Source organism: Ochrobactrum quorumnocens (assembly GCF_002278035.1).
In the GTDB taxonomy this organism is placed as follows: Bacteria; Pseudomonadota; Alphaproteobacteria; order Rhizobiales; family Rhizobiaceae; genus Brucella; species Brucella quorumnocens.
In genome coordinates this window covers 1840126-1859766 of the sequence record NZ_CP022603.1, presented here as the reverse complement: position 1 = coordinate 1859766, position 19641 = coordinate 1840126, and the positions used below count along the sequence as shown (strand labels likewise).

The window sequence follows — 19641 nt, the reverse complement described above, 5'->3', positions numbered from 1 at the left end:
TCACTCACGGCCCCGGAAGAAGCTGCGGATGTCTGCGACCAATAGGTCAGGTTGTTCCAGCGCTGGAAAATGGCCTCCACGCGCCATTTCGGTCCAGTGCACAACGTTATAAAGTCGTTCCATCTGCCTGCGAGACGAGCGGTTGATTTCTTTTGGGAATACACCAACGCCTGTAGGGACTGCAGTTGGTCTCTTGATAGGTCCGGCGGACCCCGCGAGAACGACCGATTCCCGATACAATCGCATGGAAGAGCCGATTGTGTTGGTGAGCCAGTAAGCCGTAATATTGTCCAGAATGTCGTCGCGGCTCAGAACGGATTCCAGATCGCCATCGCAGTCTGTCCAGGCGCGCATTTTCTCAACGATCCAACCCGCTAGCCCTGACGGAGAGTCGCTGAGTGCATAGGCTAGGCTCTGTGGCTTCGTCGCCTGGATAGAAATGTAGCCGACTTCCGTAGAACGATAGCGTTCGCGCTCAGAAGCGATTTGCTGTTCCTGCTCAGTCGGCTTGTCATCAGTGGTGATCGGAGGGACATTGACCATAGTCAGGTAAAGTCCGGAAATTCGTTCCGGATGTAACGTGACCATATGTGAGGCAATCAGCGACCCCCAGTCACCCCCCATCAATCCGTAGTGATCATAACCGAGCCGCTGCATGGTGACGCCCATCGCAGCTGCGATACGGCCAACGTCCCATCCCGGGTTTGTTGTAGGACCACTCCAGCCGTAGCCCGGAAGTGAGGGGATGACCACGTCAAAAGCCTCGTGATCGCTTTTGCCATACGCTGCCGGATCGATAAGCGGCTTTATGATTTTTGTGAACTCGAAGACAGAACTCGGCCACCCATGCAGTAGCATCAGCGACCGGCCTGTACCTGTCTTTGACTTCACGTGCAGGAAATGAATCTGTTGGCCGTCGACGATCGTGGTAAATTGCGGCCATTGGTTTAACGCTGACTCAGCGCGAGCCCAATCGTATTCACTCTGCCAATAGGCACATAACCCGTGCAGGTAGGCGAGGTCCGTGCCACTTGACCACTCATCGCCGTTTATTGAGCTGGGCCAACGGGTCTGTGAGAGCCGACGCCGAAGATCCGCAAGATCGTCAGGATCGGTCGCTATCTTATAGGGTATGATGCTCATGCCACGCCCATTTCGGCATCCAACCGCTTGATCTTACCCAGACGGTCCCAATTCTGCGTAATCTTGTTGCGGGTTTCTTCTGCGAAAATCCAATCCATGCCTCGCAACATACCAGTGGTTTCCGCGAATTTGGTCATGATCTCCAAATCCTCGGTGCAGAGCGCCATCAGCCTGTCCATGTAGTCGTTGCGTTCTGTGCGCTGCACTTGCTGTGGCGCTCCGTTTAGCTCGACACCTGGAATTTGCAGGTCAGCACCTGTTGAAAGCACCCAGCACTGCTGCAGCACATTGTCGTGCAGGCACTGTTGGAAGTGCGCGGCAAAGCCACGAAGGTCTTGGCCATTCTTTGTGAACCACGCGGGTAATTCGCTGGAGAGCAACAAGGCACCCTGCGCCGCTGATGCCATTCCCTGGCCATAAACCGGATTAAATGCCGCGACAGCGTCCCCGAGCACAATGAAGTTTTCGGGTCGTGTAGCCAAACCAGCGAAATCGCGCATACGATTGGTCGTTGTCCTCCAAGAGACCGGGGGCTCGATCATTTGACCAGTCTCCAAAAGATCCGTGAACTCCCTTCGACCAAAGCTTCCGAGGAAATCGCGATATCCTGCTTCATCGCTTGGTGGCAGGTCGCCTCCGCATCCCTGTGCAGTCAGTACCCATACGCCACCTTCTTGCCTCCACATCGCTGCACCGCGCGTGGCCTGAGGCCCCTCGCCCGTAACTGTTGGCGACACATAGAGAACGTCAAAGTCCGGGTTCCAACTCGGGTCCGGTTTGATATAGGCGGACGTGTAGCCCCACTTCGCGTCGATCGTAGTCTCCGCCGGGGCAGGATAACCCATGGCCTCAAACCATTTCGGCGCCAAGGACGACCTGCCGCTTGTATCGATCACGAGATCGGCCATTATCGTCCGCGAGTTGCGTTCGGCATCTGCCATCTCCACACCAACTACGGCTCCGTTTTGAGCTACAAGGCTCGTCACAGTCGAACGCTCAATGATTTCCACATTGTTGAGTTCACGCGTGCGTGTCCGCATTCGCCATTCCAGGAAGGTTCGTGTAGCGAGCAGGTTCCTGTGTTCGGACGGCCCTCGCTTTAAGAACCCGAACTTGGACAAATAGGCAATATCCTGGGTCCTATCGATAAGCTGCGCTCCCAATTCGACCGCTTGCTGGCTAAAGCCTGGAAATAGCTCTTCGATAAATACTCTACCGCCAATTGTCAGCGCATGAAATTGATGGCCATGCGGCGTGCCTTTGCGCCGCCGCGGCTCTGAGGGCAGTTCATCTCTGTCCAGAACAATGACGCGCTCAAAGCTATTGCTCAGCGCAGCTGCTGCAACCGACCCGCCGATGCTTCCGCCGATGACCACGGCGGTTCCGAACGGGCGCCGTGCGTATTCTCTTTGGTCCATATTTTCACCCTCCTTCCACTGTGCAGCCGTAGTTATTGTGACTGCGTAGTTTTATTGTTCGCAAGCTTCGTGCCAATTATAGATTGGCCGCCTGCAATGGGGCGGCATTCCTTGGCTTTGCACTCGCCGCTGCTTCTCAACTTGCGTTATGTCAGATCCGGCGCAAGGATCAGACCAAAGGGAGGTTGATGTCTTCCGCATCCCCGTGCCTGACTTGATTTTAACTTGGTCACTTGTCGATCGGTCTGATCCAATCAAATGCTCTTCGGAATTCACCGAAGCGACGGAGCTGTTGGCGAAAGAAGATCGAGCAGCCGTCCAGATTAAATGGGGACAAGTGTTAACGGCTGAAACGATTTCCACCTCACCGGCGGGCATTGGATAACAGAAACTTCAAACAGCTTACCTGATCCGGCTACGCTCTACTTCGCGAGCTCTCTGCTCTGTAAAGACTGTGATACCCGCTCCGATCACAAGCACGATGGACATTACATAAAATCCACTATTTTGGTTCGAAGTGAGGTCCGCCAGCCAGCCTGTGACAGTGGGGCTTACGAAGCCTGCGAAGGCGCCCATAGAGTTGACAAGGGCGATCGCCGCATAAGCTCCAGAGCCCGCAAAGACCCTGGTAACGATCGGAATAAAAAGATTAGCCCCCACCTGACCTGCGAGAGCGACCATGCTGAGGGATGCAATCGTTGAAAAAGGGCCGGTCGCAAATGTTGTACTGACGCATCCCGCTGCTCCTATTAAGGCGGCCGCTGCGGCCAGGGGAGCGCTACGTCCCGTCCGACCGGCAAGCAGGGCCGCGGCGAAAGCGCATAGAACCCCAAAAAGCATAGGAATGCCGGCGATCAGCGAAGCCTGTAAAGTCGTGAAATGCGTATCAAACTGTTGTTGGAAGCCAAAAACGATAGTGGGTGCCCAGACGGTTATTGTATAGGTCGCGTAAAACATCGAAAAAAAGCCGATTCCCATCACCCATGGCCGCCAGTCACGAATGACTTGCCAGGATGAAACAGAGGGCACATTTGCCCGTTCAGCGTCCGCATCCAAAATCGCCTGGTATCGGTCTTTTTCCAAAGACGTCAACCACGGGGCCTCGGCCGGACTTTCGACGATGAATAATCTTGCCGGAATTGCCGCGATCAGCGCGAAGATGCCCAGAATGAGAAGAAGGAACCGCCATCCCGGAAAGCTTGCAATGTCGAGATTGTCACCACCTTCGACAAGGAACCCCGCAAGAGTGGGGCCGAGCACTGAGGAAACGCCAAGTAATGCACTGTAGATGACGAGTACTAACGGGCGATAGGCGCGGATAAACCATTTGGAAAACAGATAGTATACGGCGGGCGTGAAACCGGCCTCCGCGACGCCAAGCAGGAAGCGCCCCAGAAGCATGAATTGAAAATTGGGAGCGAATGCTATGAGGCACTGAATTCCCCCCACGTTAACATCACTCGCACAATCCAGCGGCGGGGTCCCCATTTCGTGACAAAGCCCGCGGTCGGAATCTCGAATAGCACGTAACCGATAGTGAATACGCCGACTACAAAGCCGAACGCGGTCGCCGTGAGCGACAGGTCCTTGTTCATTCCGTGAGGACCAGCAAAGGCTACGGAAATTCGATCCAGATAAGCAACGAGCCCGAGTAATCCAAGCAGAAGCCCAACATGGAGGATGGCCTTTCGGGAAAGCCGTTGGGTTTCGCTGGATTCCCCAGCGGGAAGCACTTCAGCCATGGCCTTCTCCTTATGCGGGTGACCCTGATCGTGGTATGTACTGTCGGGTGGGTTAACGGCGCTCACGCAAGTGGGAAGTCGAAATCTGCCAGCTCTTCCGAAGAGTGACACAACGGGTGCAAGATAAGCTTACGACCTTGTACGTAATCTTTCGGACGATTGACGCAATCCATAGCGATAATCTGGTCGGACTTCAGGTAAAGAACGGAAAAGCTCCGCGCTGACGGCCGCCCTCTAACGATCGTCCTGTCATGTCCCGTCGATAGGCCTATTGTTTGTAACCTAACATCGTACTGGTTCGACCAGAACCATGGAAGCGCCTCATACACGACCTCTTCTCCGAGAATCCGGCGAGCAACCACGGTTGCCTGGTCGTTGGCATTCTGCACGGATTCCAGCCGAACAACTGCGCCGTACGCATATGTGTTGGAATGTGCGGCACAGTCACCCACTGCGAAGACGTCCTGCAAACTCGTCTCGCAGCGATTGTCAACGAGAACGCCATTCGTTCCCGCAGCTCCCGCCTCGTGCAAAGGTTCAACGGATGGAATTATGCCGATACCGACAATGACCATATCCGCTTGCAAGATCGTGCCATCGTCCAGAACAACCGCATCGACCCGCCTGTCTCCCTTCAACGAAACTACCCGGGCGTTTGTGCGTATATCGACTCCATGCGCTCGATGCTCATCTTCAAAGAATTGTGAGAGCTCCGCGCCGGCGACCCGCGCCAACACGCGATCCATAGCCTCCAGAACGGTGACTTTCTTGTCTAATTTGCTGAGCACGGCAGCTGTCTCGAGGCCAATGTACCCGCCACCGACGATCACAACATTTTTGATCGAGGGCAGTTGCGTCATGATCGCGTCCACATCCGCCCGCGACCTAACGCAATACACCCCTTGAAGGTCATGTCCCTCACAACTCAATTGACGCGCATGGCCGCCTGCCGCCCATATCAGCTTTCCATAGCCAATTTGAGTGTCGTTATCGAGTTTCACGATATGCGCTTGGGGATCCACCATCACCACGCGTTGCCCACTCCGTAGAGCGATCGAGTTGTCTTGCCAGAACGCGGCGGGACGTAACAGCAATTGCTCGAAGGGCTTTTCTTTGGCCAGATAAGCCTTGGACAGTGGCGGGCGCTCGTAAGGAAGCTCTCGATCTTCGCCCACGATAGCAATACTGCCCGAAAACTGCCGCTGGCGCAGCGCAATTGCAGCCTGCGCGCCAGCGTGGCCGCTGCCCACAATTACGATATCATATCTGTCGTTCATCTTTTTTCCTTAAGGCGCAGGACAGCGCAGTGTTACTCACTATCCCGGAACGTGAACCGAAAGACCATCCAGCGCTGTCGTGATGGTGATTTGACAACCTAACCGGCTATTCGGGAGCCGCTCGGCGAAAGTTCCGTCGAGCATGGCGTCTTCGTCCTCGGTCATGGGGACGAGCCTTTCGACCCATTCCACATCAACATAGATGTGACAGGAAGCACATGAGAGACACCCTCCACATTCGCCCAGAATGCCATTAATGTTGTTAGCGACCGCAATGTCGCGTATGGTAGTGCCTGGCTGAACAGCCAGCACATGCTTTCTACCGTTATTTTCAATGATTGTAAGATTCGACATTAAAAACCACCTATAAAACCATTGATCGGCAGCGTGAGTTACACCCTCCCAAGTTAACCATTAGCAGCCAGATTTGCTGGCTCGATCGTTGGTTGCGATTTCATCACGCCTTTGCTCGACAGCTTTATTCCCGCCTGTTGCCTGTCCCAGGTTTGCTGCCCGCGCTCAAGTTTGCGAAGCTCGCCTTTGGCGACCTTGTAGTTCGGCGTGCGCGGCAATTGATCAATGAATTCAATGTATCGAGGCACCATGAAATGGGGCATACGGTCGACAAGAAAGTCGAAAATCTCCTCATGGCTCACGTTTGCTCCAGCCTTCTTTACGACATAGGCAAAAACATCATCTTCCATTTCAGTCGAGGGAACCCCAATGATGGCGCTTTCGGATACAGCGGGATGCTGATTGATCTCGGCCTCCACCTCGATCGACGAAATGTTCTCACCACGTCGGCGCAGTGCATCCTTATTTCGGTCGACAAAGTGATAGTTGCCCTCAGCATCAATTTTGAAGAGGTCGCCAGTGTGGAACCAACCATCTGTCCATGCCTCTGCGGTGGCCTCCGGCATATGAAGATAACCGCGGGTTATCCCAGCCGGTTCGGTGTGCCTGACGACGAGTTCACCTATCGACCCTTGGGGAACGTCGTAGCCATCAGCATCAAACAGACGAAGTTGCCAGTCGGGCGAAGCGGCCACACCTGCCCGGTTCATGTTGCTCGTCCCGACATCGGTCCTGAGCGGTCCTGGAACCTCTGACATGGCGAAGCCTGTGAAAAGCGCGACGTCGAAGCGTTTGCCGAACTCTTCCGTTTCAGGAATGTAGGGAACGAGGCAGGCGACCCTTATCGGGTTGTCGGCATCGTCTGGGGTTGCGGGCTGTCGAAACAGAAAACGTGCCATGGCCGCCATAAAGGTGCATGTTGTTGCTCCCATGCGTTTGACCGCCGGCCAGAAGTCCTCTGTGCGGAAACGTTCGACCACGGCAATGGAACCACCGCGCACCAACATTGTGTAAAGCCATCCGGTGCCACCAACATGGAACATCGGCAAACACAGAAAGCAGCGATCGGTTTCGTCCAACTCCCGACCATACCAATCGGCATAGATCTCGTGGTGGCGGTACGAGCAACGAACAGCCTTAGAGGGGCCGGTTGTGCCGGAGGTGTAGATGTAGACCATGTCGTCGGTGGGTTTTCGCGCGCAGATTGCGGGAGGTTCGATTGCCGCTTCACTCGACAACCTCTGCCAAAGGACATGATCGACGGAGAGAACCTGTGTAGCGATATCACCGACGACCACCACAGTTTTGATATGCGGCAGATCAAGCCCAACGAGCCGGTCATAGAGGTCTGCATGAATTACCAACAGCTCTCCCCTCGGCAGGTTCAATGCGTGCTGGAGTATGGCGCCTCGGTAGGCGACATTGATCGGAGCGTAGACGGCTCCCGCCGCATTGGCTCCGAAGAAGGCGAGTACCGCCTCTTCTCCGTTAGGCAGAAAGGAGAGCACAGGCTGTCCAGGTTTAACGCCGAGTTTTGTCAAAGCGGCCCCCACTCGCCAAGACAGATCCAATGCGTCGCTATAACTCCATTGCGTGCCTGATTCGAACACCGCAAAAACCTTGTCCGGCGTAAGCTCTGTCCACTTGCGCAGTAGCGTTTGTGTCATGAAATTCCTCCCTGAATTTTCTTATGGAAGCGGGTCAGGCCTTCTCAAACCACGCTACTGGACGGCGGCCGATTTCTTCGGCCGATACCGGCATAAACTGGACAGGCATGTCACATTTGTAGGATGAGAACTCGCCATCTGCGTCCGCTGGCAGCCGAACCATAAGCTGCGGACCCTCGTCGAGTTTGACGATGCCGATACCGTAAGGGGTGTCCTCGGCAAAGGCTTTGGGCGAGGCTGCCCTCACCACCGTATAGCTTAGCAAGGCACCTTTACCGCAGACGCGGACCCACGAGAGATCCGATGAATAGCAATGGGGGCACCGCGCGCGGGGATACATATTGAGTTCCCCGCACGAGTCACATTTCTGAACGTGCATTTCGCCATTGGTGAGGTGTTGCTGATATTCTGACTGAAGCGACATCTGTTCGTCCCTGTTAAGCTACACGTTCCATCAGCAGCACCTGGGCATCGCTGTAGCTGCCCCCGGTACCCCCGACGATTCCACGTTCCGCACCCTTGATCTGCCTTTCAGGCGGCGCTTCATGCATCAGCTGCCGTACACCCTCCACCAACAGCGCCAATCCACCGCCGATACCAATATGACCGGCGCCGATAAGGCCGCCATTGGTGTTGACGGGAAAGCGCCCGCCTGGAGAAAACTCCTTGTTGGCAAACATCCGGGCCGCCTGCCCTTTGGGAGCTAACCCCAAACCCTCAAGGCCCACCGTGAGCACGCTGGGATATGAGTCGTAGACCTGTGCGAAGTCGGCGTCTGCTGCATTCCAGCGTACTTTTGCAAAAGCGCGTTCTGCTGCCTTGGGCCAGCCGAGTGTTCCGAGACCCCTTTCCTGACCGATGCTGAAATGTGTCACTGAGCCGCCGCCACCCACGATCTCAACGACGGGTCGCTTCAGTTCCCTGGCCCGTTCTGACGTCGTCATGACAAATCCGACACCACCGTCCGCCATCATAGGGCATTCGAAACTGTGCAAAGGATCGGCCACCATGCGTGAGCTCAAGACCTTTTCAACTGTAAGCTTCTTGTCACGCCAGGCTCCATTGGGATTGAGGTTGCCCCATTCGCGCAATGCCACGGTAACACCAGCCATTTCCTCTGGCGTCGATTTGCTTTCATGCATGTAGCGTTGCATCAAAAGCCCACCGATAGCGTTGAAGGACAGGCCCGCAGGCTTCTCCCACTCCCGCGGAATGCCGTTATGGGTGAGCATTTCCACCATTTCTTCAACTGGCAGGGTTGCCCAACGTTCTGCCTGCAGAACCAAAACCGTCTCGGCTTCCCCCGACTCGATGAAGTTCGACGCGACGCGGGCCAGATTATCACTGGTCGAGCCGCCCGAATGGACGAGCATGTTGGTCGTCAGATTGCCAAGGACCCCAAATTCCTCGGCAAAGCGCGAGAAGATCAGGTCTGCCTGAGCGTCCGAGGAAAACATCGGTGCTCCGAACAGGATCACATCGACATCCAGCGGAGTTAGACCGGCATTTTTAAGCGCAAGCAGCGCAACGTCGGTGAGGTCGCCCATGAATGTCCGATCGGCGAACCGGCCTGATTCAAGCTCGCCGATACCGACGAACGCAGCCTTGCGGTCATGTTTAGCCATGGGCTTGCTCCGAGTTGCGGCGCTTGGCCAACATCACCATGTTATAGGTCATCACTTCTTCGTCCTTTTGATTGAGTACGCTGTAGGCGACGGTGAGCTTGCCGAGATTGGGACGCTTCCACTCGTCTAACCCGACCACTTCGGCGCGGACACGCAATGTGTCGCCGGGTCGAACCGGTCGAAGTGCTCGCATATTCTGGCACTCCAACATATTCTGGATGGCCATCCCGTAATAGCCGGACTGATACATCAGCCCTGACGAAATCGAGAAGGTCAGAGGACCGTGTGCGATCCGGCCACCAAATGGAGTCTTCCGGGCGTACTCTTCGTCAACGTGCAGGGGGAAAAAGTCTCCCGTCAGCCCGGCGAATGCGGAAATATCCGAAGCTTCGATTGTCCTGCCATCGGTGACAATGACCTCCCCAAGGAAGAAGTCCTCGAATGCCCGTTGTAGCTTCTGCGCCTGGTTCAGCCTTTCGCTCATTTACTTTCTACTCCACCACTTAGATTATCTCGTCTCAGGCAAACACGACCGTTGGACGAACGTTGTAAACATCTGGCGCAATTTACGTGCCAAGTCTTCCTGTTTAGCGTTATTTCTCTTGGTATCGATCCAACACTTGATCAGGGACAGCACAAGCATCAAGATGTGTCGTCACAGAGGACACAAGGCGCTTGCCGTGGCTTAATCGGAGACATTCGGACGCGACATGTTTTACCATCGGTCGCTCGCGTAACGCCCCGGTCGATGAAATCGCCGTTCGGCTGCTTGGCACGGAGTTTGCGAGTACTCAGGGAAAGAAAAAGGCCGTTTGGCGGCTGATACAATTGGGAGGAACGAAGATGAAGGAAAAGACATTTAATCACGGCTTGATCGTTCAGGCGAGCGCCTGACATGATTCTTCAGCAACTTCTCAATGGTATAACCACCGGTGCGGTCTATACGCTATTCGCGCTCGGATTTACGATTGTGTTCGGAACACAACGTATTTTGAATCTCGCACATGGCGCGGTCTTCATGGCGGGCGCATTCATCGGCTATTACGCAACCCGCATTGGCCTCTCGTTCGTGCCGGCTGTACTCCTCGCTATGGCGGGATCCGCTTTGATATCTTGCCTGACTGACCTGATCGCGTTTCGAAGGCTCCGTGCCATGGGACAAATCGAGTTTGGCGCAATCATCTCATCAATTGGTGTTGGCCTGATCCTGACCAGCCTTGGCCAGTCGATCTCCAAGACCAAGGTGCTTGTCTACCCATTCGATCTGTTACCCAACGAGTATTTCAACGTGCTCGGGGTAAGGATTTCATTGCTCCAGATCGTCACTGTCGCGTCCGTGGCAGTTATTTTAGCGCTTGTCATTTTTCTGATCTACAGAACGAGCCTCGGACGTCAAATCCGGGCCACAGCTGGCAACGAAAGGGCTGCCGTCCTGCTCGGTGTCAATCCAACCCGGGTTTACCTGATCGTCTTCGCCATATCGGGAGCTCTTGCCGGATACGCGGGCGTTCTCATCGGCCTGTTGTTCAATTCCGTGCATTTCATGATGGGCGATCCATATTTGCTGAAAGCGTTCGTCATCGTCGTTCTAGGCGGATTGGGCAGCGTCTATGGTGCCGTGGTAGCAGGCTTCCTGCTTGGTATTGTCCAAGCATTTTCTATAGCTTACTTCACCGGTAGCCTCGCCGACATTATCTTCTATTCGTTGGTTTTCGTAATCCTCATTGTCCGTCCCGGGGGATTGTTCGGAAACACCGGCGCCACAGTCAAAGTAGGGCGCATCTGATGGCCAGCTTCTTTTCAATCTACGAAGCCCAATTCCAGCTCTTCCTGATTGGCGTCGGGTTCGCCTACAGCCAGCAGATCGTGTTGCGCGCCGGCGTGTTCTCCATCGCAACAGCGGGTTTTGCATCGATAGGCGCTTATGCCGCGGCGATATTTGTGACGAGGTACGGGGTGCCCCCGGCCTTGGCCATCGTGATTGCGGCCGCTATTGGCGGCTTGGTTGGAACTGTGCTTTCCATCCCCCTCGTGCGGCTTCGCGGTGTCTATCAGGCGATAGCAACGCTCGCCTTTGTTCAGGTCGTCATGGCCTTCGCGTTCTATGCCGAGCCATTGACCGGGGGCGCGCTTGGTATCAACAGAATTCCGCAGGTGGTCAAAACCTGGCACCTGTTGCTCGCTGTTGGCGTAACGATGTATCTGACATTCTCGATCGCTCATTCCGGAATGGGCCGTGCGTTCGATGCAATCCGCCAAAACGAGATGGTGGCCGCGACGCTCGGCGTCTCGATTGTTCGATACCAGACCATCGCCTTCGTGATCAGTGGGCTGTTGGGCGGTCTGTTTGGCGGGTTTCTCGCGCTTCAGTCATTCAGTGTTACGCCCGAACATTTCGGCTTCGCGTTTTTGACAGCGGTGCTCGCATATATCGTTCTGGGCGGACGCAACTCAGTTCTTGGACCGTTTGTGGGCTGCGCCATATTGTCGGCGCTTCCGGAAATCGTCCGTCCGTTGGCCGAGTTTCGGATGTTGGTTCAAGGCGCCCTGATGATTGTCGTCATAAACTATATGCCGATGGGTGTCGTCGACACTTTACAGATGGTCGTTCGACGGAGCCGGGCGGCGGAAAAAACCAACAATCCAGCGAAGGTTCCCGCGCTATGACACTCGTCCTTACAAAGGTTTCCAAGCATTTTGGCGGCGTTACGGCAGTTTCCGATGTCTCGATGACGGTTCCCAAAGGAGCAATCACCGGCCTTATTGGTCCAAATGGAGCTGGGAAGACGACCATCGTTAATCTCATAACGGGTACCCTCGCTCTCAGTGAAGGCTCGATCGCTCTCGACAACATCGCCATTGGGTCAGAGCCGCCACATCGCATCGCAGGCATGGGGATTTCCCGGACGTTTCAAAACATCCGGCTTCTCCCCGAAGCGACCGCCGTCGAAAACATTATGATCGGCTTTCACCGTCACGAGCGCTCCACTCTTGCGGCCCAGATCGCGGGATTTCCATCCAGCCGCCGCGAAACACGTGAATTGCGCGAGCGAGCCCGCAAGCTTATGGCCCGTTTCGAAATGGAGAATTTTGCCGAATTGCCTGCAGGCGGGTTAGCCTATGGGCACCAACGAAAACTAGAGATGATGCGGGCGGTTGCCAGCCAACCCGCCGTGCTGATCCTGGACGAACCTGTCGCCGGCATGAACGATGTCGAGGCATTTGAGATGGGTCGCATCTTTCAGGAGCTCGTGGCGGACGGCATGGCACTGCTGCTCATTGAACATAATGTTCGGTTTGTCAGTGACCTCTGCAGCGCGGTTTATGTGCTGGACAGCGGTAGAATGATCGCAAGTGGGACGCCACATGACGTCTTGCAGGACCCCTTGGTCCGAAGTGCGTATCTGGGGACCATATAATGCTTGAAATCAATCAACTTGCCGCTGCATACGACGGCATCAAAGCCCTTAAGGGCGTTTCGCTCAAAGTCCTGCCTGGCGAGATTGTCGCTCTGATCGGACCAAACGGCGCCGGTAAATCCACCCTTCTCAACTGTATTTCGGGATTAGTCCGACCAACGGAAGGCTCCATCCTGTTCCAGTCCTCGGACATAACGAAAACGCCTGCATACCGGATATCGCAACTGGGGCTGCAACACGTTCCCGAGGGACGGCAAATTCTGGTGGATCTGACGGTCGAGGAGAATCTGCAGATCGGCACGCTTGCACTCGGCAAAAGATTGCCGCGGCTCAGCCTTGAAGATGTGTACGGGCTCTTTCCAATCCTGAGAGAAAAGCGCCTGCAACGGTCTGGCGATCTCTCGGGTGGCCAGCAACAAATGCTCGCGATCGGACGCGCGCTTGTCGCCAATCCCGGGCTGTTGTTGCTCGATGAGCCGAGCCTGGGATTGTCGCCGCTCATCACCGACCAGGTTTTCGAGACCCTCAAGCGTTTGAACGAGACAGGTCTCACGATCCTCATTGTCGAGCAGAACGCGTTAAGAGCGCTCACCTATACGCAACGGGCATACATCCTGGAGCGCGGCCGGGTTGTCCTGGAAGGGCCAAGCGCCGAGTTGCTGACAGATCCACGCGTTGCCGAGCACTACCTCGGCAACGCAAAGTCATCTTCTGAAAGCTCAATCACGCATTTGTAGGGAGGAAAGATATGCAAGCCTTTAAAAAGTACACTCAGGTGCTTGGCACGGCGGTGCTGACGATGCTGATCGGCAGCGTCTCGCAAGCAGCAGCGGACAACTACAACATTGCCGTGGGCAAGAGCCTTACGGGTAATCTGGCATTTATTGGGGTGCCGCAGGCCAACGCCATTCGCATGGCGGTCGACGAACTGAATGCCGAGAAGTTTCTTGGAGAAGACACGCTTTCGGTAACGGTTGAAGACGATGCGAATGATCGAGGCCAAACGATCACTTTGGTAAATAAGGCCGCCGCCGATCCTAATACGCTGATCTATCTGGGTTCAATCTGGAGTGCTCATGCCATCGCAGTTGCGCCATTGCTGAACGATCTCAAGATCCCGATGTTTGGCACGGCGCAAAGTGTTGAACCGTTGAAATTGAGCGAATGGTATTTCAAGAGCACAATGTCACCACCGAAGTCCGTGACCACCATCGCGAAGTATGCTGTTGAGAAGGTCCAGATCAAGGATCTGGCTGTGGTCTTTACCCGAGACGCCGAAAATGCCGTCGTTGGCGCCGACATTTTTCGCGACTATGCGAGGAAGCATGGCGTGAGCATCGTCTCTGACGAGAGCATCCTTGTGTCTGAAACCAATTTTTCCGCGATCGCCACGAAAATAGCCTCAACCAACCCGGATGCGATCTGGATCGGGGCTTACGGTGCACAGGCTGCAAACCTGGTCGTTCAGCTGAAACGCGCTGGCGTGCGCCCTGACCTGAAAATTTTCACCACCGCCGGTCTGGGAACCGATTATCTGGAAGCCGGCGGCTCGGCCGTAGACGGAACGTATTTTTGGGGTGACTTCAACATTCAGAGCGCCGATCCGCGTATTGCCGCTTTTGTCAAAAACTACGAGGCCCGATACTCGGCTACGCCTGACAGCTGGGCTGCCGTTGGCTACACCGAAGCATTGCTCGCAGCCTATGCAATCAAGGCGTCGCTTCCCAATCCAACACGAGAGAAGGTGCGTGATGCCATTGCGGCGATGAAGGATGCACCAACGGTGCTCGGTGCTGGATCCTGGTCATTGGATGCGGAACGTGTTCCAGTTTACGAACAAAGCATCGTCATGGTCAAGGGCGGCAAGTTTGAAGCAGCTCCCTGACTTGAAGCCTTCGTCCGCAGTTCTGACCCGGAAAGAAAGCTGCACAGGTTGTGCGTCAAGGCGGCTTTAATCATTGGGTCAGTTTAAATTAATGGAAAGTCTATGATGCTAAATCTTACAATCACTCAGTCTGACGGCAGAAAACAAATGCTGCATGTCCAGCCAGGCACGACGATTCGCGAGGCAGCCATAGCCAATAACGTTAGTGGTGTCCCGGGAGAATGCGGAGGATGTCTCTCATGCGCCTCCTGCCACGTTTATGTTGATCTCGCCTGGATAGACAGGCTCGCCCCGATGACAAAGGACGAGGACGACATGCTGGACGGCACATTTGCGGAAAGGCTTCCCAATAGCCGCTTAGGCTGTCAGGTCGCGGTGACACCGGATCTGGACGGTCTGGTGGTTCATGTCCCCGGCCAGTGAGGAAGCTGTTGCAAAGGCAGAAAATCGACCTGATCACGGTGTGGAAGCAGTTTGCGTGAACACCCTCCACGCTTCCCGGTCGTCCAGTGACGGCGTCGACAATCCATTGTGATAACAATAGCGACGGACTGGACGTTTGCGTGACCAGTCTCAGCTGCTGAGGCTTGGCATATAACTTGCGCACATGTTTCGCCGAGAGCGTCGAAACATGTGCGCAGCCAACCTAACGCCTCGTTCCGCTACAACAGAGTTAGTTGAAAAGAACGGTCGAGCAAGTGCGCATGAGACGTTCATCGTCCCATGAAATCACGAGGCCAAAGAGAACGAGTGGTGAGAAATGGCCCGATGGGAGCTCCATACGACCAAAACACACCCTACAGTTCGGCCCAAAAATTGGTGACTATTATCGCCAAGCGCGATGCGTAAATAAAATTGTTGAGACGCGCCCTTTGTGCGGCCGAAAGGACGCACGGCGCTCTCGCCAGAGATAACAGCACAACAGCACTTTGGGAGGAGTGAATGATGAAGCTGATATACGCTCTATCAGGGCAGATAATTGTGTTTGGAGGAATAATTGGTCCGGCTCAAGCACTGGACGTCCAGCCGTTTGACGTTTTACCGGCACCAGCGGGAACTGCTGCCTGGACGACATCGCTCTACACTGCTGCAAATCGGACCACATATTTCGACGGAGAAGAGGTTGGCGGTAATCTCAGATCGTCTTTCGTTGGGCAACGTCTGACGTATTTTTTCGACATTCTGGGGCAGCCCGCCATGGTCACCGGCGTTGTTCCTTACCTGGATCTGAGGGATGGGAATATAGCGGGGAACGCGCTCAATGACACCAGTGGTTTAGGCGATACTACGTTCGCAGCAACCTACTGGCTATATAGCCAGCAGGAAACCAAGCGTCATCTGAACATTTCGGCCTATATTGGCATTCCAACGGGCGAATATGAACCTGGAGATCCATTAAATCCTGGGAGTAATCGGGCCTTCTATACACTGCAGCTTGGTGGTTCCTATGGTTTTGGATCCCAATGGTTGGTGGAAAGTGCATTGGACGTTTCTTTCTACCAGGACAATAAGCATGTCGGTGATGCGCACAGTGTGCTGGAACAGAAACCCGCCTATGCTGCGCAGCTTTGGGTTAGCTACGCAGCGACACCGACTTTATCATTCTCGGCCGGTTGGGGCGGTTCGTGGGGCGGTGAGCAAAAATTGAACGGAATTTCAAATGGTTTCGATTCTGACCGTCAGCAGGTACGCGCTGCAGTGTCAATGTGGGTCAGTCCCACACTCCATGTTCTTGGTCAGATAAATAAGGATGTCGCAGTCAACGGCGGTTTCGAAGCGAATCCTTCCTTTCTGTTAAGGTTCACCAAGCTGTTTTAAGGTGATATTACTCTCGAACACGCCCGATAATCGCGCGACGTATCTGGCAACGCTGGTGCACTGATATTGGATTGCGGTGTTCTTTCACGAAAGCAAATCTCAATTGCTATGGTCGGCGTAGAACATGGTCTATTCAAGCTGTCGTCAGCAGATGGCATATCTTCAGCTCGAGACTGCTTTATCCATTTGGATAGCCCAAGAACGGCCACCACATCCCTTCACGCGCGATTAGATGCCCCCATCGATCAGGCTCTATAGCATTGGCCCGAAAATCAATGGTGATTTTCGGGCCAATTCGCAGATAAAATAGTTGAGACGCGTCTTTTGTGCGCCTGGAAGGACGCACGGCGATTTAGCCTGGCGCTGGCGTCGCCAACTCGATAATGCCCTCAGACACTCGCACCTCGAAGCAACGTACGGGCCTTTCTGTAAGAGTGCCCGTCGGACATCCTGTGCGCAAATCGAAGCGCACACCATGCTCTGGACAGAAAATGGCGTTCCCGCGAATGCGGCCACCTTCCAAAGCAAAGTTCTGATGGGTGCATTCGTTGGCAATCGCGAATATGCCCTCGGTGGTTCGGCACAACAAAACCGACGTCCCAAACGCATCGACAGCTTTGTTCGATCCTACAGGAAGATCTGCCTCATTGAGAACGCGGAGAAACTCAGTCATTGATCCGCCTTCAACCTAAGCATCTTGAGCCGTTCCAGCGAGAATACATGGTCTGGCGCAGCATATTGGAGCTCAATGAGCCTGCCATCGGGATCGCGCCCATAGACGGCACGGATCCCGTCCGTTTCGTCAGGGACGGTTCGGTGGAAAGTCATGCCGGCCGCTACCAGGCGTTTGTAGTCGTCCTCAATATTGTCTGTATCGACGGAAAAGTGGGTGTACCCTAGGTCATTTGGATTGAGTGCTGCTGCTTCCTTTCCTTGAGGAGATGTATATTCCCAGACCTCGAGGTACATATTATTGGCCTGGAGCATGATCACTCGGCCAGCGGTCCCTTCGAGGCCAATGACGCTGTCGAAGAAATCGCTTTTGCTCCAAGCGACTTCATCGATAACTGGAGTGAATCCAAATGCCTCTACGTAAAAGGAGCATATCCTATCGAAATTTTTGGTATGGATTGCTATGTGATGGATGCCACGTATCATAGTATCACCTCAGAAATATTAGTAGCTGGTTTGGCGGCTATTCTGGCGCATAGCGCGTCAAATATTCATCCAGGGTTTTTTCCAGGTGTCTGATCCTGATTTCCTGCGTTTGAGCAAACTGCATCGGCACATTCGGAGCGCAGTTCATACCTTGCTGTTGCGGACCGAGGTTCGCGTAATCCTGATCATAAGTTTGTCCCAAAAGGATCGAATAATCTTTTAGAGCCTCCTGAAAACTCCGATCACCCATGTCAAGCACTTCGGCTGCGGGCGGTCGCGCACCGGAAACGGGAACGTCTGCGAGCAAATAAAGATCGAAGATGCAGCTATGTGGGTCATTGTTATTGGGCCGGAAACGGTAAACGGCTGGGAAAATCAGTGTACGCCACAGTACGAGATTCGGGAAAAGGGAATACTGTGTTGAATCAATGAGTTCTGCTTCAGGACAGGACGTGTAGTCGCGGCCGGACTGGGCCGCATAAAACTGGCGCATTTGCTCGGCTAGAAATGCGCGGGCGGTCATCCCTTCAGGTATTGGGGGCGCTGCCCCCAAAGCGTTTGCTTCGAAAAACTCGTCGACGATTGATTGCTCTGACAAGGTTTCCGAGATTGCAATGGCTTGTTGGCCAACTGTGATGCAAAAGCGGCTGACATGATCCCCGAGAATATCATATTGACCGTTTTCATCAGCGGCAAACCCAGCGAATTGGGGATGCACCGAAAGCGTATGCAAACTCTCGATGAATGCCTCGATACCAAGCTTCCAGTTGCAGGGCAGAACCTTTTTGAAATGTGCTTTGATGTACTTTTCAGAGTGATCGACATAGCCGCTCAGATGCTGAGGAAGCACTTCAAGGAAGGATTCAAGTGAGGCGGCGTCTGGATCGGGGTTGATGAAGACGAATCCACCCCACAGGCTCACGCGTACTTCCGAAAGATGCGCCGCTTCATCCGTCATGTGCGGGAAATCCCAGCGCATGGGAACATCAATCAAATCGCCGTGTAGATTCCAGGTAAAGCCGTGAAATGGACAGCGTAGTTTGCTGATGCTGGTGTCCGCGTCGCACAACTTCATGCCGCGATGCATGCAAGTATTTCGGAACGCCCGGATTTTGAGATCGTCCCCTCGCACGACGATGAAAGAAGCTCCAGCTATTTCGTAAACATACACGTCGCCTGCTTCGGGAATTTCCTCCTCGCGGCATGCAAATTGCCACACGTGCTCCCAGAGCCCTCTCACCTCACGATCATGGAATTCCTTCGACACATAGCGGTGACGCGTGAATCTGAAGTTCAACAGTTCGGCGTCCCAGGACGGCCGAATGACGGCATCCGGCGGGACTAGCTTATCTTCAGCAAGGTTGTCCTGATATCGTGATCCGATCTGCTTGTCTTGATCAGGCCTCCGTGTCCAGCTTCTCCCTGAACGTATTGCCACCTTTTCCATAATTCCCTCCTCGAATTATTAGAGATCGAAAGGACTGCTCGCCTGCACGGTTCCATTGTGTTTGCAAGAGAGCGCCCGATAAGGTTTTCGCAAAATGCGTGCCATCCCGTCGCATGACGACGTATCAGCCGCCTAATGAACATAATCAGCACGTACACACGGATGATCACGTGTTCCGTCCGGCAAATGCAGTAGAAGAGCCCATCACTGTTTACAGTGCGGACAACATTGTCCACATCACAGGCACCTGCATCGCATGATGAGCGTGACGCTCACATTCTTGAATCGGTTACTGATGTCATCGTGGCTGAGCTACAAGAAATACGGGTAAAGCAAAAATGCCGGCGCGACCGTGGCCGCGGAAAACCTGGCAATGAAACGGAAACTACGTGGGATCAGTCGGTCGCAAAAGAAGTTACAGCAGACCAGACGGGTCGGAGTCGCGGTTGGTATCTACAGATTGTCAAACCGCCGGCATGAAAGCGCGGCTGCTGTTGGAGCGTGACACCGAAATCCTGACCGTAGTTCAATCACCTTACCGAAATCGCTAATGAGAACGTGCGCTGGGCAATTCTTGTCCAAGCAGGCGTGAAAAATGCCCCACGTATTGATTACTCGTAAGTTTTCATCGATGTGCTGCTCAAGTTAATCCAAAAATCAATCAATCGATGCAATACGGGCGTCACCC

The 19641-nt window shown here is 54.3% G+C and carries 20 protein-coding genes; 7 read left to right on the top strand and 13 right to left on the bottom strand.

The features are described 5' to 3' along the window. The 10 genes from CES85_RS08775 to CES85_RS08725 all read right to left on the bottom strand — a co-directional run bounded on the left by CES85_RS08775 (position 1) and on the right by CES85_RS08725 (position 9710). A complete protein-coding gene (locus CES85_RS08775) occupies positions 1-1143 on the bottom strand; it encodes an epoxide hydrolase family protein (RefSeq protein WP_095445514.1) in 1143 nt (380 codons plus the stop codon). Beyond that, a complete protein-coding gene (locus tag CES85_RS08770; protein ID WP_095445513.1) occupies positions 1140-2561 on the bottom strand; it encodes an NAD(P)/FAD-dependent oxidoreductase in 1422 nt (473 codons plus the stop codon). Before CES85_RS08770 ends, CES85_RS08775 begins: the two co-directional genes overlap by 4 nt. Positions 2562-2963: 402 nt before the next feature. After that, complete coding sequence (locus tag CES85_RS08760; protein WP_157743439.1) at positions 2964-4010, bottom strand: MFS transporter; 1047 nt, start codon at positions 4008-4010, stop codon at positions 2964-2966. Continuing rightward, the gene (locus CES85_RS08755) at positions 3986-4303 is read right to left on the bottom strand and encodes an MFS transporter (protein WP_095445510.1); all 318 of its coding nucleotides are present in this window, start codon (positions 4301-4303) and stop codon (positions 3986-3988) included. The genes CES85_RS08760 and CES85_RS08755 overlap by 25 nt, the downstream gene beginning before the upstream one ends. A 62-nt stretch (positions 4304-4365) precedes the next feature. Further along, positions 4366-5580 carry an NAD(P)/FAD-dependent oxidoreductase gene (locus tag CES85_RS08750; RefSeq protein ID WP_095445509.1) on the bottom strand — a complete coding sequence of 405 codons (1215 nt, stop codon included), beginning with the start codon at positions 5578-5580 and terminating at the stop codon, positions 4366-4368. A gap of 39 nt (positions 5581-5619) precedes the next feature. Continuing rightward, positions 5620-5934 (bottom strand): 2Fe-2S iron-sulfur cluster-binding protein, encoded by a 315-nt coding sequence (locus CES85_RS08745; RefSeq protein ID WP_095445508.1) that lies wholly within the window; start codon positions 5932-5934, stop codon positions 5620-5622. Positions 5935-5987: 53 nt separating this feature from the next. After that, positions 5988-7601, bottom strand: a complete 1614-nt coding sequence (locus CES85_RS08740; protein WP_095445507.1) for an AMP-binding protein — start codon at positions 7599-7601, stop codon at positions 5988-5990. Positions 7602-7635: 34 nt separating this feature from the next. Further along, a complete protein-coding gene (locus CES85_RS08735) occupies positions 7636-8025 on the bottom strand; it encodes a Zn-ribbon domain-containing OB-fold protein (RefSeq protein ID WP_095445506.1) in 390 nt (129 codons plus the stop codon). A gap of 13 nt (positions 8026-8038) precedes the next feature. Next, the gene (locus tag CES85_RS08730; protein WP_095445505.1) at positions 8039-9226 is read right to left on the bottom strand and encodes a thiolase family protein; all 1188 of its coding nucleotides are present in this window, start codon (positions 9224-9226) and stop codon (positions 8039-8041) included. Beyond that, complete coding sequence (locus CES85_RS08725) at positions 9219-9710, bottom strand: MaoC family dehydratase (protein ID WP_095445504.1); 492 nt, start codon at positions 9708-9710, stop codon at positions 9219-9221. Before CES85_RS08725 ends, CES85_RS08730 begins: the two co-directional genes overlap by 8 nt. A 411-nt stretch (positions 9711-10121) precedes the next feature. Here CES85_RS08725 and CES85_RS08715 point away from each other — a divergent pair, with 411 nt between their 5' ends. The 7 genes from CES85_RS08715 (at position 10122) to CES85_RS08685 (ending at position 16348) form a co-directional block, all read left to right on the top strand. Then, positions 10122-11012 (top strand): branched-chain amino acid ABC transporter permease, encoded by an 891-nt coding sequence (locus tag CES85_RS08715; RefSeq protein ID WP_095445502.1) that lies wholly within the window; start codon positions 10122-10124, stop codon positions 11010-11012. Beyond that, on the top strand, positions 11012-11893 hold the full coding sequence (locus CES85_RS08710) for a branched-chain amino acid ABC transporter permease (protein WP_095445501.1): 882 nt from the start codon (positions 11012-11014) through the stop codon (positions 11891-11893). Before CES85_RS08715 ends, CES85_RS08710 begins: the two co-directional genes overlap by 1 nt. After that, on the top strand, positions 11890-12645 hold the full coding sequence (locus CES85_RS08705) for an ABC transporter ATP-binding protein (protein WP_095445500.1): 756 nt from the start codon (positions 11890-11892) through the stop codon (positions 12643-12645). The genes CES85_RS08710 and CES85_RS08705 overlap by 4 nt, the downstream gene beginning before the upstream one ends. Continuing rightward, positions 12645-13382 (top strand): ABC transporter ATP-binding protein, encoded by a 738-nt coding sequence (locus tag CES85_RS08700; protein WP_095445499.1) that lies wholly within the window; start codon positions 12645-12647, stop codon positions 13380-13382. The genes CES85_RS08705 and CES85_RS08700 overlap by 1 nt, the downstream gene beginning before the upstream one ends. A gap of 11 nt (positions 13383-13393) precedes the next feature. Further along, positions 13394-14530: an ABC transporter substrate-binding protein gene (locus CES85_RS08695; protein ID WP_095445498.1), complete on the top strand. Its 1137-nt coding sequence runs from the start codon at positions 13394-13396 to the stop codon at positions 14528-14530. Between the two features lie 105 nt (positions 14531-14635). Beyond that, positions 14636-14953: a 2Fe-2S iron-sulfur cluster-binding protein gene (locus CES85_RS08690; RefSeq protein WP_095445772.1), complete on the top strand. Its 318-nt coding sequence runs from the start codon at positions 14636-14638 to the stop codon at positions 14951-14953. Between the two features lie 519 nt (positions 14954-15472). Next, positions 15473-16348 carry a transporter gene (locus tag CES85_RS08685; protein WP_095445497.1) on the top strand — a complete coding sequence of 292 codons (876 nt, stop codon included), beginning with the start codon at positions 15473-15475 and terminating at the stop codon, positions 16346-16348. Positions 16349-16700: 352 nt separating this feature from the next. On the opposite strand, the gene CES85_RS08680 is transcribed toward CES85_RS08685, so the two are convergent. From CES85_RS08680 to CES85_RS08670, 3 genes are read right to left on the bottom strand one after another with little or no spacing between them, the layout of a single operon-like run. Further along, positions 16701-17021 (bottom strand): Rieske (2Fe-2S) protein, encoded by a 321-nt coding sequence (locus CES85_RS08680; RefSeq protein ID WP_095445496.1) that lies wholly within the window; start codon positions 17019-17021, stop codon positions 16701-16703. Then, a complete protein-coding gene (locus CES85_RS08675; protein ID WP_095445495.1) occupies positions 17018-17506 on the bottom strand; it encodes a VOC family protein in 489 nt (162 codons plus the stop codon). Before CES85_RS08675 ends, CES85_RS08680 begins: the two co-directional genes overlap by 4 nt. Positions 17507-17543: 37 nt before the next feature. Further along, positions 17544-18953, bottom strand: a complete 1410-nt coding sequence (locus tag CES85_RS08670; RefSeq protein WP_095445494.1) for an aromatic ring-hydroxylating oxygenase subunit alpha — start codon at positions 18951-18953, stop codon at positions 17544-17546. Positions 18954-19641 lie beyond the last annotated feature (688 nt).